Origin of the sequence: Cellulomonas timonensis (assembly GCF_900046455.1) — a bacterium.
Classification (GTDB): domain Bacteria; phylum Actinomycetota; class Actinomycetes; order Actinomycetales; family Cellulomonadaceae; genus Cellulomonas_A; species Cellulomonas_A timonensis.
Genome location: NZ_FCOT01000010.1, coordinates 156,379 through 168,844 on the forward strand (window position 1 = coordinate 156,379; position 12,466 = coordinate 168,844).

The window sequence follows — 12,466 nt, forward strand, 5'->3', positions numbered from 1 at the left end:
GATGTCAGGTTCTCGCTAGGTTCACTCGCATGATCCCGCCGCTGCGCTCGCACCCGTTCGCCCGCGACGCGCCCAGGCGCCGACTCGCCCGCGCGGGTGCGGCCGCACTCATCCTGGCCACGACGCTCGGGCTCGTGGGATGCACCCAGGCCGACACGACGCCAGACTCTGGGCCCATGGCGACCGGCGCCGCCGCCACGCCCAGCCCGACTCCCACCCCGAGCCCGACCCGCTCTGCCCAGCCCGAGCGCCCCGCCGCGATGGCCGACGCCACCATCGACGGCGCGATCGCTGCCGCGACGTACTTCATGTCGCTCTACCCGTACGTCTACAACACCGGCGACCTCACCGAGTGGAACGCGCTCAGCCATCCCGAGTGCATCTTCTGCGCGAGCGTCGTCGACGGCGTCGAGGAGATGCACAACCGCGGGAATCACTCAGTGGGCGCTGAGATGGCCGTCGCGAACGCCGTCGCAGTCGAACTCAACCCGGGGCATTCGTTCTCGGTGCAAGCCACCCTGTCGCAAGGCCCGACCACTGAGATCGACGCCACAGGAATCGTGGTGTCGCAGACCGCCGCAACGCAGACGTCTGACGCGAGGCTCGTCATGTTCTGGGAGGGGGATGAGTGGCTCGTGCGTGCTTTCGAGACCTCGGACTCCGATGGGTAACGCCCTCGCTGTTCTCGTAACTGCCTTAGTCCTCGCGGTGGCGCCCCCGTCCCCCGTCCCGTCACCTCCGCCATCCCACTCGTTGAAGGCGACCTTGGACGACGATGCAGCTCAAGTCGAGGCGAGGCAATCGGCGATGGGTCAGGCGGCCTGGGAAGCGGCGAAGGCTGCAGGTGATCCGCTGGCGGTGCTGACGGAGTACAAGCGGATGGAGCAGTGCGAGTCCGCCGCCGGGCAGGTCTACCCCGCCGAGGGCACACCCTGCCCCCCAGCAGACGGCACAGTCCCCCTGCCCGACTGCGGCGGATACCCACCGCCCGTCTCTTATACACCTCCGACCCCCCAACTCGGCACCTTCACCATCACCCTCACCACCACCTGGTCAGGGCAGTACCAAATCGCCGGCGCCACCACCTGGCACCCCATCACCGGCACCGCCACCACCACCACCAGCCACCCACCCGTCACCATCCACGAATCCCGCTCCCACCTCGTCGCCGACACCTGCCACGACAACCCCACAGCACCCGGCTGCTGAGGACGGGCCCTTCACCTGACCGCACGGCGGCAGCCCAGGGGCAGCGCGGCTAACCGAGTGTCGCGGCAGTGGCGGGGTCGTTCGGGGTGTGGTGCGCCGCGCCGGCGAACGTCCGTCGATAGGCCACCGGGCTCGTGCCGAGCAGCCGTGCGAAGTGGTGGCGGAGCACCGCTGCTGTGCCGAAGCCGCAGTTGCGGGAGACCTCTTCGATGCTGGCGTCGGTGCGTTCGAGCAGTTCCTGTGCGCGCGCCACGCGCTGGCGGGTGACCCAGGCGGCGGGGGTGGCGCCGGTCTCGGCCCGGAACCGGCGGGCGAAGGTGCGCTCGGACATGAGCGCCTGGTTGGCGAGCACCGGAACCGAGAGGTTCGCGTCGAGGCGTTCTCGCATCCAGGCGAGCAGCGGGGCGAGGGTGTCGGCGTCGGGCGGGAGCGGTGTCTCGACGTATTGGGCCTGCCCGCCGTCCCGATGGGGGGCGACGACCATGCGCCGTGCGACAGCCGCCGCGGCCGCGGCGCCGAGCTCGCGGCGGACCAGGTGCAGGCACGCGTCGATGCCGGCGGCTGTGCCGGCGCTGGTGATCACCCGGTCGTCCTCGACGTAGAGCACTGCCGGGTCGACGATCGCCGTGGGGTACTCGCGGGCGAGTTGCTCGGTGTACATCCAATGCGTCGTGCAGTGCCGGCCGTCGAGCAGGCCCGCGGCGCCGAGGGCGAAGGCGCCGCTGCACACGCTCAGCACCCAGGCGCCGCGCGCGTACGCCTGGCGCAGCACCTCGAGCACCTCCGGCGGCGGCGTGGTCAGGGCGTCGTAGGCGGACATGACCACGAGGTCGGCGTCGGCCGCGGCCTCCAGGCCGTGCTCCACGACGATGCTGATGCCGATCTTGGTCGACACCGTGCCAGCCTCGACGCCGCATACGGTGAAGTCGAAGTTCGGGCCGCCGGTGTCACTGCGGTCGATGCCGAAGACCTCGCACACCACGCCGAGCTCGAACGGGGCGACCCCCGGGAGCGCGATGGCGGTGACGCTGCGCAGCATCACCCCAGTATCGACTCGCTTTGGCAGGAACTCAACGGTAACGCGCGTTTCCGCCACTGGTGGCGGGATCGACTCGTGCGCAGACTTTCTGCCATGGACATCTTGTGGACCATCTTGGGGCTGGCCGCCTTCCTCGCCCTGCTCGTCCTGTTGGCGCAGCAGGTCCGGCGCGACGGCTACGGCTCCACCCCTCCTCCCGTCTCCCACGCCTCCAGCCTGCCCGCCGACGCAACGCGCGGAACGCCCTACTTCTGACCTTTCGCTCCCCTCCGACCCATCGGACTCCACGATCGTGGCCGCGCCGCGCCCGCAGATCATCCCGTGCGGCCGTGCCGCGCCTGAGACACTGAGCCCCGGACGCGCACGCCCCTGAGGTCGACAGACCGGCAGGTGCGCGCGCACGAGATGGGCTGGAGTGATGAGTGTGGGCGAGCAGCCGCTGCGCCTCGCGGTGGTCGGCGACGAGCTGGCAGCCGGCGTCGGCGACCCGAAGGGCCTCGGCTGGGTCGGGCGCGTGACGGCCCGCACCCCTGCCTCCGCCCCGCCTGCCGTCCTCACCCTGGCCGTGCCCGGCGAAACCAGCACCGCCCTCGGCGCCCGATGGGAGGAGGAGGCTGACCGTCGCTTCGCCGCCGACGCCGACAACCGCCTCGTCATCGGCCTCGGCCGCGCGGATATCGGCGCCGGGCTCTCGCTGGCCCGCAGCCGCCTCAACCTCGCCAACATCCTCGACGTCGCCGAGCAGCGACGCATCCCCGCCTTCGTCGTGGGCCCGCCGCCCGGACGCGCCGCCGACGCGGACCGCCTCGCCGACCTCTCGGCCGCGTACGCCGATGTCGCCACCCGGCGCCGCGTGCCCTACGTCGACACGTTCACACCCCTCGCCGCGCATGAGCAGTGGCTCGCCGACATGGCGTCGGGCGACGGCCTGCTGCCGGGCCAGGCGGGCTACGGCCTGATGGCCTGGCTCGTCCTGCACACCGGCTGGCACACCTGGCTCGGCTTGCCCGACGACACGGTCTAGTCCACCTGCGGCCCGCTCAGCACGCCGCAGCCGCCCCACCTCTAGCCGCCCACGCTCAGCCGCTCAACACAGCCGCTCAGCCGCTGGTCAGCGCAACGTCGACCTGACGGCGGCCAGCGCGCTGTCGAGCACCGTCCGCACGGTCTCGACCGTGAGCGGGCCGACCGCGGCGCGCGCGTCCGCCTGGCGAAGGTCAGCTCGGACGTCATCACGGAACCGCTGAAGCATGGCCTCGACCTCGACTCGGCGGGCATGCGACTCGTGCCTGCCCGACTGATCGTCGGCGGCGGGCGCGCCGTCGGTCCTGGGCGCGCCGCTCGCCCGAGCCTGCTGCGCCGCGGCGGCGAGCTCCGCGCGCAGGCCGGCCATCGAGTCACGCACGTCGGCGCGCACCTGCGCGGCGAGGTCCCGCACCGTCCCCGCCAGGTCCTGCTCGAGCTGCGCCAGCTCGCCCCTGCGGCGCTCCAACTCCTCGCGGCCGGCGTCGGTCAGCGCGTAGGTGCCCTTGCGCCCCTCGTCGGAGCGGGCCACCAGGCCTTCGTCCTCGAGCCGGGCCAGCCGGGGGTAGATAGTCCCCGGGCTTGGCCGGTAGACGCCGCCGAACCTGTCGGAGAGCGCCCGGATGATCTCGTACCCGTGCGCGCTCCCCTGCTCGAGCAGTGCGAGCAGGTACAGCCGCAGCTGCCCGTGGGCGAACACCGGCGCCATCAAACGCCCTGGGCCGGGCCGCGCAGGACGGTGAGGTGGCCGGAGACGGTGGAGCAGGAGATGAAGCAGTACCCCTCGGCGGGCAGGTCGACCTTCGTCTGGCTCGGGCCGGACCCGGAGTGCTGCCTGCCATCGACCACGACGCGGCCGGTGACGCTGCGCGCCTCGACCCGCAGGCCGCGCTCCTGCGGCAGCCGCACGGTGACGTGGCCCGAGATGGTCGAGGCCGTGAGCGCGGAGGACGCCGAGGCGACGTCGAGCGACACGTCGCCCGCGACGGTGTTGGCCGTGACGCGCGTCAGGTCGCCGGAGGCTGTCACGTCCCCGCTCACGCTGTTGAACCGCAGGTCGCCGATGTGGTCGCGCACCACGATGTCGCCTGAGACCGATCGGGCCGTCAGGGCGCCGCGGGTCCGGTCGGTGACGAGGCTTCCCGAGACGGTCGACACGGCAGCATCCTGCTGGACGCCTGCCAGCAGCCCCTCGGCGCCCACGGTGCCGAGCCGGACGGCCACGTCCTCGGGCACGGCGATGTGCACGTCGACGGAGTCGTTGTCGCGGAAGGTGCGGAACTTGTCGACGAAGTTGTCCCATCCGCCGAGGGTGAAGCTGTAGCCGACCTGGAGCTCGCCCTGCGCGAGGGACACCTCGAGCGGGCGCCCGGACACTGAGTGCACCTCGACGCGGACGCCGCGTGCGGCGGGGTCGGTGTGAGCGACGACGTCGACCCGGCCGCGCACGACCTGAACGCGCAGACGGGCGACGTCGTCGACCTCGATGATCTGGGGGCCGGTGACGACCCAGGACTCGGTGGCCATGACTTCCTCCGGGGGATCGAGATATATCGCGTCTTGAGACACGTTATATCGCGTTCAACCCCGCCCACAAGGGGTCGGGCCATCCGAGCCGTCAGGAGACCAGCAGCCCCGCCGCGCGCAGCTCCACCGTGAGGTCCTGCGGGTTCGTCGCCACCGCGCACGCGTCGTCGTACGTGATCGCGTCGTCCCGGATGAGCTGGAGCAGATGCTGGTCGAAGGTCTGCATCTTGTAGTAGTCGCCCTCGCGGATGAGGTCGAGCAGCGGCGGGTTGTCCATCGGCTCCAAGATCGACTCGGCCGTGCGCCCCGTGTTGACCATCACCTCGACGGCCGGCCGCCGGCCGTTGCCATCCGCGTTGCGCACCAGCCGCTGCGAGACGATCCCGCGCAGCGCCTGCGCCAGCGCGACCCGCACCTGCTTCTGCTCATGCGGGGGGAAGAAGTCGACGATGCGGTTGATCGTCTCGGGCGCGTCGATGGTGTGCAGCGTCGAGAGCACGAGGTGGCCCGTCTCCGCCGCCGACAGCGCCGCGCGCACCGTCTCGACGTCGCGCATCTCCCCCACCAAGATCACATCGGGGTCCTGGCGCATCGCCGCGCGCAGGGCCACGGCGAAATCGGCGGTGTCCTGGCGCACCTCACGCTGCGAGATGATCGACTTCTTGTCCTGGTGGAGCACCTCGATGGGATCCTCGATGGTCACGATGTTGACCTCGCGGGTGGTGTTGATGAGGTCGACCATCGACGCCAGCGTCGTCGTCTTGCCCGATCCCGTGGGACCGGTCACCAGCACCAGCCCGCGCGGCTCCAGGGCCAGATCCCCCACGATCTCCGGAAGGCCCAGGTCCGCCACGGACTGCGCGCCGACGGAGACCCGCCGGAACACCATCCCGAAGGTGCCGCGCGCCTGATAGGCGTTGGCGCGGAACCGGCCGACACCGGGCACCGAGTAGGCGAAGTCAGCCTCATGGGTGCGCCGGAACGAGTCGACCAGATCCTCCGGGAGCACCTCGGAGAGCATCAGCTCGGTGTCCTTCGGCTTCAGATCCCGCACCTGGAGCCGGCGCAGCCGCCCATCGACCCGCACGCGGGGCGGCGATCCGACCTTCACATGCAGGTCGGATCCGCCCGTGCTGGCCAAGGCGTGCAGGAACGGGATGACGGACAGCGGCTGGTCGCTCACCCCTCACTCATCGGAGGACGGACCCTCCGACTTGAGATCCGGCGCCCCCTCGGCGCATCGGCGCCGCCAGGTGTGGGAGCATGGACCCGAATCCGGCGCGCATCACGGGCGCCAGTACGTGAGGAGATCCCATGAGCAAGCGCGGACGCAAGCGTCGGGCCCGCAAGGGCAACGCCGCGAACCACGGCAACCGTCCCAACGCCTGAGGCGTTGTGGCCGGAACGTCGGCAGACATGACACAGGCCCGGTGCGACTCGCACCGGGCCTGTTGTCGTCATGCGCCAGCTGGCCGCCCCGCGGGGCGGGCCGTCACGGGCGGCGCATGCGCAAGAACGTCATCTGCTCTTCTATACGGACCCGCAACTCGGTAGGGGCCTCCTCCTGGCAGCACCGCCGCACCAGTCGCTTCACCACGACCTCGACGTCGAACTCCTCCAGGCACGGCCGGCACTCCTCGAGGTGCGCGCGGACACGCTGCTGGTCCGGGGCCTCCAACTCGGAGTCGAGGTACTCGAACAACCGGTCGAGCGCCTCGGTGCAGCCCTCGCCGCAGCCCTCGTCACGCAGCCGCAACGGATCGTGCGCCGGCATGAGCGGCTCCGACGACGTCGGTTCCCACACGCTCATCGCGTCCCCTTCGGTCCGGTCGATGACACGCCAACGAGACCCCGGCTGCGGGCGTAGTCGGCCAGCAGGTCACGCAGCTGGGCTCGACCACGGTGCAGCCGGGACATCACCGTCCCGATCGGCGTGCCCATGATCTCGGCGATCTCCTTGTAGGCGAAGCCCTCGACGTCCGCCAGGTACACGGCGATCCGGAAGTCCTCCGGGAGCCGCGCCAGCGCGTCCTTCACGTCCGAGTCCGGCAGTCGGTCCAGCGCCTCCGCCTCAGCCGAGCGCAGGCCCGCCGACGTGTGTGACGCCGCACGGTGGATCTGCCAGTCCTCCACGTCCTCGGACGCCGACTGCAGGGGCTCGCGCTGCTTCTTGCGGTAGGTGTTGATGAACGTGTTCGTGAGGATCCGGTACAGCCAGGCCTTGAGGTTCGTGCCGGGGCGGTACTGGTGGAACGCCGCGAACGCCTTCGCGAAGGTCTCCTGCACCAGGTCCTCCGCGTCGGAGGGGTTGCGAGTCATCCGCAGGGCAGCGCCGTACAGCTGGTCCAGGTAGACCAGCGCATCCGTCTCGAAACGCGCATTGCGGGCCGCGTCGCCCTCGGCGTCGGGCGCCCGGTGGGTGTCTTCGCTCATCACGTCCGAGCCTAGCCCCGCCCGCTGAGACGGGCGCGCAGCCCCCGCGAGCGCCACATCCACGACAGCGGGCACGATCGTCTCGGGTGGCCTGGTGGCGAGGGCGCAACTCATGTCGGGCACAACACGCCGACGTGCACGGGGATTCCCGAGCGCGCCACCGCGCCCGTCCGACTAGCGTGCAGGCATGACTGACTCGACATTCGTGAAGCTGCTCCGGGAACAGATCGGGCACGAGTTCGACGCCCACCAGCAGTACGTGGCCATCGCCGTGTGGTTCGACGGGCAGGACCTCCCCCAGCTCGCGCGCCACTACTACCGGCAGGCGCTCGAGGAGCGCAACCACGCGATGATGATCGTCCAGTACCTGCTCGACCGTGACCTGCCCGTCGCGATCCCCGCCGGGAGCGCGGTGCGCAATGACTTCGCCTCCGTGCTGGAGCCCATCACGCTCGCGCTGGCCCAGGAGAAGCAGGTCACCTCCCAGATCGAGGCGATCTTCCGGGCGGCCCGCCAGGAGGGCGACGCCCTCGGCGAACAGTTCCTCCTGTGGTTCCTCAAGGAGCAGGTCGAGGAGGTCGCGTCCGCCTCGACGCTGCGCACCGTCGCCGAGCGCGCTGGCGACAACCTGTTCGACCTGGAGAACTACGTCGCACGCGAGCAGATCGGCGACGGCGGCGAGTCCGCCGACGCCCCCGCGGCTGCCGGCGGCGCGATCTAGCCGGCAGAACTCCGCACCCGACCCCACCGACACAGGAGGACCCGATGCTGCTCCGCAAGGTCGCCCGCCCGATGTTCGCCACGTGGTTCATCAGTGAGGGGCTGGACGCGGTCCGCCATCCCTCCGCGCACACAGCCATCGCCGCCGGGGCCCTGGCCTCGGCGATAGGCCGCGTGCCCAGAGGCGCCTTCGGCGGCGCCCTCGAGATGCTGCGCGAGCCCAGCCACCGCCAGGTCACCACAGTGGTGCAGGCGCACGGCGTCGCGACGGCGGTCGCGGGCCTGGCCCTCGCCACGGGCAAGGCGCCCCGCACGGCGGCGCTCGTCCTCGCGGGCCTCACCGCACCGTTGGTGGCCGCCAACCTGCCCGACAAGAAGCGTGCCCCCGTGAGCTCTGAGGAACGCCGCGAACGGCGCCGTCGGCTCATCCGGTCGCTCGCCTTCACCGGCGGCGCGCTGCTGGCCGGGATCGACCACGAAGGCCGCCCGGGCATCGCCTGGCGGGTGGGACAGGCGCGCGAGCACAAGGTCGCGGCCGCCGCCGAGGCCGCCGGGACCGCGAAGGAGCACGCCGCAGCGGCTGTCCGCAGCGCACGGTCGACCGCGGCGGGCGCCGCCCGCTCCTTGCCGCACTGAGTCGCGGAGACGCCCACCCCGCCCGGGCGCACGCCGGACGCCCGGGCGGGTTCCACGGCGGGCCGGATAGCCTGGTCGCATGACGACCTCGCACGATCTTGCGCCCGACGCCGACCTTGTCGACGACGCGTGGGAGGCGCCCACCGCCAGCGGCCCCCTCGACGCGACAGTCGAGGTGCCCGGCTCCAAGTCGCTCACCAACCGGTACCTCGTCCTCGCCGCGCTGGCTGACTCCCCCGGGCGGCTGCGCGGCGCGCTGCGCTCGCGCGACACGCTGTTGATGGCCCAGGCGCTGCGCAGCCTCGGCGTGCGCATCGACGACGACGGCCAGGACTGGGCCGTCGACCCCGGCCAGCTCCGCGGGTCCACGGACGTCGAGTGCGGCTTGGCCGGCACCGTGATGCGCTTCGTCCCTCCGATCGCCGCCCTGGCGGACGGCCCGGTGCGGTTCGACGGCGACGCGGGCGCGCGCGTGCGTCCGATGGGGCCCGTGCTCGACGCCCTGCGGGCGCTCGGAGTGCGCGTGGACGACCACGGCGAGCCCGGCCGCCTGCCGTTCACCGTGCTGGGCGAGGGCGCCGTGCGCGGTGGCTATGTCGAGGTCGACGCCTCCGGGTCGAGCCAGTTCGTCTCCGGGCTACTCCTCGCGGGCGCACGATTCCAGCGCGGACTGACGCTGCGGCACATCGGGGCGACGCTGCCGAGCGTGCCGCACATCGAGATGACGGTGGCGCTGCTCCGCGACGCCGGGGTCACTGTCGACGACTCCGCCCCCGCCGTCTGGCGCGTCGAGCCCGGGGCCATCGCCGGTCGGGACGTGCGCGTCGAGCCCGACCTGTCGAACGCGGCGCCGTTCCTGTGCGCCGCGCTCGTGGCCGGGGGCGCCGTGCGGGTGCCCGGCTGGCCTGCCTCGACCACGCAGCCCGGCGGGCTGCTGCCCGGCATCCTCGAGCAGATGGGCGCCGAGACCAGGCTGGACGGCGACGTCTTGACGGTGCGCGGCAGCGGCGTCGTGCGCGGTGTCGACCTCGACCTGCACGCCGCCGGGGAGATCGCGCCGACCATCGCCGCCCTGGCCGCCCTCGCCGACTCGCCGACCCGCCTGCGGGGCATCGCGCACCTGCGCGGCCACGAGACGGACCGGCTCGCGGCGCTGACCACGGAGATCACGCGCCTCGGCGGCCAGGTCGTGGAGACCGAGGACGGCCTGGACATCACGCCGCGCCGCCTGCACGGCGGCACGGTGCAGACCTACGCCGACCACCGCATGGCGACCGCCGGGGCTTTGCTCGGGCTCGCCGTCCCCGGGGTGCGCGTGCAGGACGTCGCCACCACGTCGAAGACGCTGCCCGACTTCGTCGGGATGTGGGACGGGATGCTCGCATGAGCCGCGCCACGATCCCTGTCAGCGGAGGCCGCTGAGCGTGGCACAGCGTCCGCTCGACGAGTCCGACATCCGCGTCCGCCCGGGCCGCCGCGGGTCCCGGCCGCGCACCAAGACGCGCCCGGAGCACGCCGACGCCGAATCGGCCCTCGTCACGGGCGTGGACCGCGGCCGGTACACGGTATTGGTGGACGCGGGAACCCCGCAGGAGCGCCGGGCCATCGCGATGAAGGCCCGCGAGCTCGGCCGCGACCGGGTGGTCCCCGGCGACCGCGTCGACCTGGTGGGCGACACCTCGGGCGCCGATGGCTCGCTGGCCCGCATCGTCCGGATCACCGAGCGCACCACGGTGCTGCGCCGCACCGCGGACGACACCGACCCGGTGGAGCGCGTCATCGTCGCGAACGCCGACCAGCTCGTGATCGTCACGGCCCTCGCCGACCCCGAGCCCCGCACCCGCATGATCGACCGCTGCGTCGCCGCGGCCTACGACGCCGGCATGGACGCGCTGCTCGCGCTGACCAAGGCCGACCTCGCCGACCCCGCCGAGCTGGTCGCCATGTACGAGCCCATCGGGGTCAAGGTGGTCGTCACCAGCCGCTCCGACGGCGACATCCACGGGCTCGACGCGCTCCGCGAGGAGCTCGCCGGGCGCACGTCGGTGCTCGTCGGGCACTCGGGCGTCGGCAAGTCGACGCTCGTCAACGCGCTGGTGCCGGATGCGTACCGGGCCGTCGGAGTCGTCAACGACGTGACCGGCCGGGGCCGCCACACCTCGACGTCCGCCGTCGCCCTGCGGGTCCCCGAGCCGGCCGGGACGCCGGCCACATGGGTCATCGACACGCCGGGCGTCCGCTCCTTTGGGCTGGCCCATGTCACCCCGGAGAACCTGCTGCGGGCATTCGCCGACCTGTCCGAGGTCGCGCAGGAGTGCCCGCGTGGCTGCACGCACACCGCGGACGCGCCGGATTGCGCCCTCGACGAGTGGGTCGCCGCCGCTCCAGACGACACGGTGCGCGCAGCCCGCGCAGCCCGGCTGGGCTCGTTCCGGCGCCTCCTCGCGAGCCGCACGGGCACGCTCGACGCCGATCGCGGCGCCGACGGCGGCACATCCGGCTCGGCCCCATGAGCTCCGGCGCCGTCTCAGCAGCCCGGTCCAGGGCCGGTGGCGTCCCGCGCCCCGCTACGGTGTGCCCATGAGCCTGCGCCCCGGGTACGACGACGACCTGCGCCTCGCGCACGTGATGGCCGACCAGGTCGACTCCGTGACGATGTCCCGCTTCAAGGCGCAGGACCTGCGCGTGGACACCAAGCCCGACCTGACACCGGTCTCCGACGCCGATCGGACCGCCGAGGAGATCATCCGCACCCAGCTCAGCCGTGCGCGCTCACGCGACGCCGTGCACGGCGAGGAGATGCCGGACACGGGTCATGGGCCGCGGCGCTGGGTCGTCGACCCGATCGACGGCACCAAGAACTTCGTCCGGGGCGTGCCCGTATGGGCCACCCTCATCGCCCTGATCGACAACGACGAGGTCGTGATCGGCGTGGTCAGCGCGCCCGCCCTGGGCCGCCGCTGGTGGGCGGCGAAGGGCTCGGGCGCGTGGACGGGTCGTTCGCTCGCCGCCGCCAGCCGGATGCGGGTCTCGGCCGTGAGCGAGCTCAAGGACGCGTCGTTCTCCTACTCCAGCCTCAGCGGCTGGGAGGAGCAGGGCCGGCTCGACAGCTTCCTCGACCTGACCCGGACCGTGTGGCGCACCCGGGCGTACGGGGACTTCTGGTCGCATGTGCTGGTCGGCGAGGGCGCCGTGGACTTCTCGGCCGAGCCGGAGCTCGCCCTGCACGACATGGCGGCGCTGGTGCCGATCGTCACCGAGGCGGGTGGCCGGTTCACGTCCATCGACGGCGTGCCGGGGCCGTTCGGCGGCTCGGCGCTCGTGTCGAACGGGCTGCTGCACGACGCCGCGCTCGCGGCGCTGAACCCGCAGGGCTGAACTCGCAGGGCTGGCCCTGCCGGGCCGGTCGCTCAGCGCGGGATGTCGCCGAGCTCGCTCACGTCGTACCAGAGCAGGTCACGCTCGGCGAGCCGTTCGATCGCGGCCTCGTCGCCGGTGACGGCGAGCGCCAGGTCCTCGGCTGCCTCCGGCTCGTCCACGTGCCCGCAGGCGACGTCCGCGAGCGGGACCGGCTCGCGCAGCTCCACCGCGCTCGGCGCCACGCCGTCGTCGCCCACGGGTGAGACGGCGCCGTCGGGCACGTCGGCGGACAGCACGAGGCGGAGCTGCGGGGCGTGGGGGCGCCCGGCGACGAGCAGCAGCGCGTCATCGGCGGCGGCGAGCTGCGCGGCGTACTCGAGCTCCTCCTCGTCCTCCTCGGGCAGCGCGGCGCGCAGCGCAGGAGTCACTGTGTGCACGCGCCGCGCGCCCAGGACCGGCTGCCCGCCCTCGGCGGGGTCGTCGAGCTCGTCCAGGGTCGCGGGAAGGTAGATGCGCACC

General features: G+C 72.5%; 17 protein-coding genes. 10 read left to right on the forward strand and 7 right to left on the reverse strand.

The genetic code is table 11. The features are described from left to right. The first annotated feature begins 29 nt into the window (after positions 1-29). Entirely contained in the window at positions 30-671 is a 642-nt protein-coding gene (locus tag BN3788_RS04365) for a DUF6318 family protein (protein ID WP_066582599.1), read from the forward strand. Between the two features lie 187 nt (positions 672-858). After that, positions 859-1,209: a hypothetical protein gene (locus BN3788_RS19205; RefSeq protein WP_147525051.1), complete on the forward strand. Its 351-nt coding sequence runs from the start codon at positions 859-861 to the stop codon at positions 1,207-1,209. A gap of 49 nt (positions 1,210-1,258) precedes the next feature. Here BN3788_RS19205 and BN3788_RS04375 read toward each other — a convergent pair whose 3' ends face one another. Next, on the reverse strand, positions 1,259-2,248 hold the full coding sequence (locus BN3788_RS04375; protein ID WP_066582814.1) for a GlxA family transcriptional regulator: 990 nt from the start codon (positions 2,246-2,248) through the stop codon (positions 1,259-1,261). Positions 2,249-2,341: 93 nt separating this feature from the next. Between BN3788_RS04375 and BN3788_RS19210 the strand changes: the two genes are divergently transcribed. Both BN3788_RS19210 and BN3788_RS04380 read left to right on the forward strand, forming a co-directional pair. After that, positions 2,342-2,503 (forward strand): hypothetical protein, encoded by a 162-nt coding sequence (locus BN3788_RS19210; RefSeq protein WP_159066850.1) that lies wholly within the window; start codon positions 2,342-2,344, stop codon positions 2,501-2,503. Between the two features lie 163 nt (positions 2,504-2,666). Continuing rightward, positions 2,667-3,272 carry a GDSL-type esterase/lipase family protein gene (locus tag BN3788_RS04380; RefSeq protein ID WP_066582601.1) on the forward strand — a complete coding sequence of 202 codons (606 nt, stop codon included), beginning with the start codon at positions 2,667-2,669 and terminating at the stop codon, positions 3,270-3,272. Positions 3,273-3,359: 87 nt separating this feature from the next. Here BN3788_RS04380 and BN3788_RS04385 read toward each other — a convergent pair whose 3' ends face one another. The 3 genes from BN3788_RS04385 to BN3788_RS04395 form a co-directional block, all read right to left on the reverse strand. Next, positions 3,360-3,980, reverse strand: a complete 621-nt coding sequence (locus BN3788_RS04385; protein ID WP_066582602.1) for a PadR family transcriptional regulator — start codon at positions 3,978-3,980, stop codon at positions 3,360-3,362. Further along, positions 3,980-4,798 (reverse strand): DUF4097 family beta strand repeat-containing protein, encoded by an 819-nt coding sequence (locus BN3788_RS04390; RefSeq protein ID WP_066582603.1) that lies wholly within the window; start codon positions 4,796-4,798, stop codon positions 3,980-3,982. Before BN3788_RS04390 ends, BN3788_RS04385 begins: the two co-directional genes overlap by 1 nt. A 91-nt stretch (positions 4,799-4,889) precedes the next feature. After that, positions 4,890-5,981 (reverse strand): type IV pilus twitching motility protein PilT, encoded by a 1,092-nt coding sequence (locus tag BN3788_RS04395; protein ID WP_066582604.1) that lies wholly within the window; start codon positions 5,979-5,981, stop codon positions 4,890-4,892. 131 nt (positions 5,982-6,112) lie between these two features. Here BN3788_RS04395 and BN3788_RS20165 point away from each other — a divergent pair, with 131 nt between their 5' ends. After that, positions 6,113-6,187, forward strand: coding sequence for a 50S ribosomal protein bL37 (locus BN3788_RS20165; RefSeq protein WP_372456374.1), 75 nt, complete (start codon positions 6,113-6,115; stop codon positions 6,185-6,187). Positions 6,188-6,290: 103 nt separating this feature from the next. Here the strand turns inward: BN3788_RS20165 and rsrA are convergent, their stop codons facing one another. Next, positions 6,291-6,608 carry a mycothiol system anti-sigma-R factor gene (gene rsrA / locus BN3788_RS04400; RefSeq protein ID WP_082812566.1) on the reverse strand — a complete coding sequence of 106 codons (318 nt, stop codon included), beginning with the start codon at positions 6,606-6,608 and terminating at the stop codon, positions 6,291-6,293. Then, positions 6,605-7,345, reverse strand: a complete 741-nt coding sequence (locus tag BN3788_RS04405; protein ID WP_066582815.1) for a sigma-70 family RNA polymerase sigma factor — start codon at positions 7,343-7,345, stop codon at positions 6,605-6,607. The genes rsrA and BN3788_RS04405 overlap by 4 nt, the downstream gene beginning before the upstream one ends. 73 nt (positions 7,346-7,418) lie before the next feature. On the opposite strand from BN3788_RS04405, the gene BN3788_RS04410 reads away from it, so the two are divergent. From BN3788_RS04410 to BN3788_RS04430, 5 genes are all read left to right on the forward strand, one after another. Further along, positions 7,419-7,952: a ferritin gene (locus tag BN3788_RS04410; RefSeq protein WP_066582605.1), complete on the forward strand. Its 534-nt coding sequence runs from the start codon at positions 7,419-7,421 to the stop codon at positions 7,950-7,952. Positions 7,953-7,996: 44 nt separating this feature from the next. Beyond that, positions 7,997-8,587 carry a DoxX family protein gene (locus BN3788_RS04415; RefSeq protein WP_187138358.1) on the forward strand — a complete coding sequence of 197 codons (591 nt, stop codon included), beginning with the start codon at positions 7,997-7,999 and terminating at the stop codon, positions 8,585-8,587. Between the two features lie 79 nt (positions 8,588-8,666). After that, on the forward strand, positions 8,667-9,974 hold the full coding sequence (aroA, locus tag BN3788_RS04420) for a 3-phosphoshikimate 1-carboxyvinyltransferase (RefSeq protein WP_066582606.1): 1,308 nt from the start codon (positions 8,667-8,669) through the stop codon (positions 9,972-9,974). Between the two features lie 37 nt (positions 9,975-10,011). Beyond that, the gene (gene rsgA, locus BN3788_RS04425) at positions 10,012-11,100 is read left to right on the forward strand and encodes a ribosome small subunit-dependent GTPase A (RefSeq protein ID WP_066582607.1); all 1,089 of its coding nucleotides are present in this window, start codon (positions 10,012-10,014) and stop codon (positions 11,098-11,100) included. Positions 11,101-11,167: 67 nt separating this feature from the next. After that, a complete protein-coding gene (locus tag BN3788_RS04430) occupies positions 11,168-11,965 on the forward strand; it encodes an inositol monophosphatase family protein (protein ID WP_066582608.1) in 798 nt (265 codons plus the stop codon). Between the two features lie 32 nt (positions 11,966-11,997). On the opposite strand, the gene BN3788_RS04435 is transcribed toward BN3788_RS04430, so the two are convergent. Continuing rightward, on the reverse strand, positions 11,998-12,465 hold the full coding sequence (locus tag BN3788_RS04435; RefSeq protein WP_066582609.1) for a DUF6912 family protein: 468 nt from the start codon (positions 12,463-12,465) through the stop codon (positions 11,998-12,000). Position 12,466 lies beyond the last annotated feature (1 nt).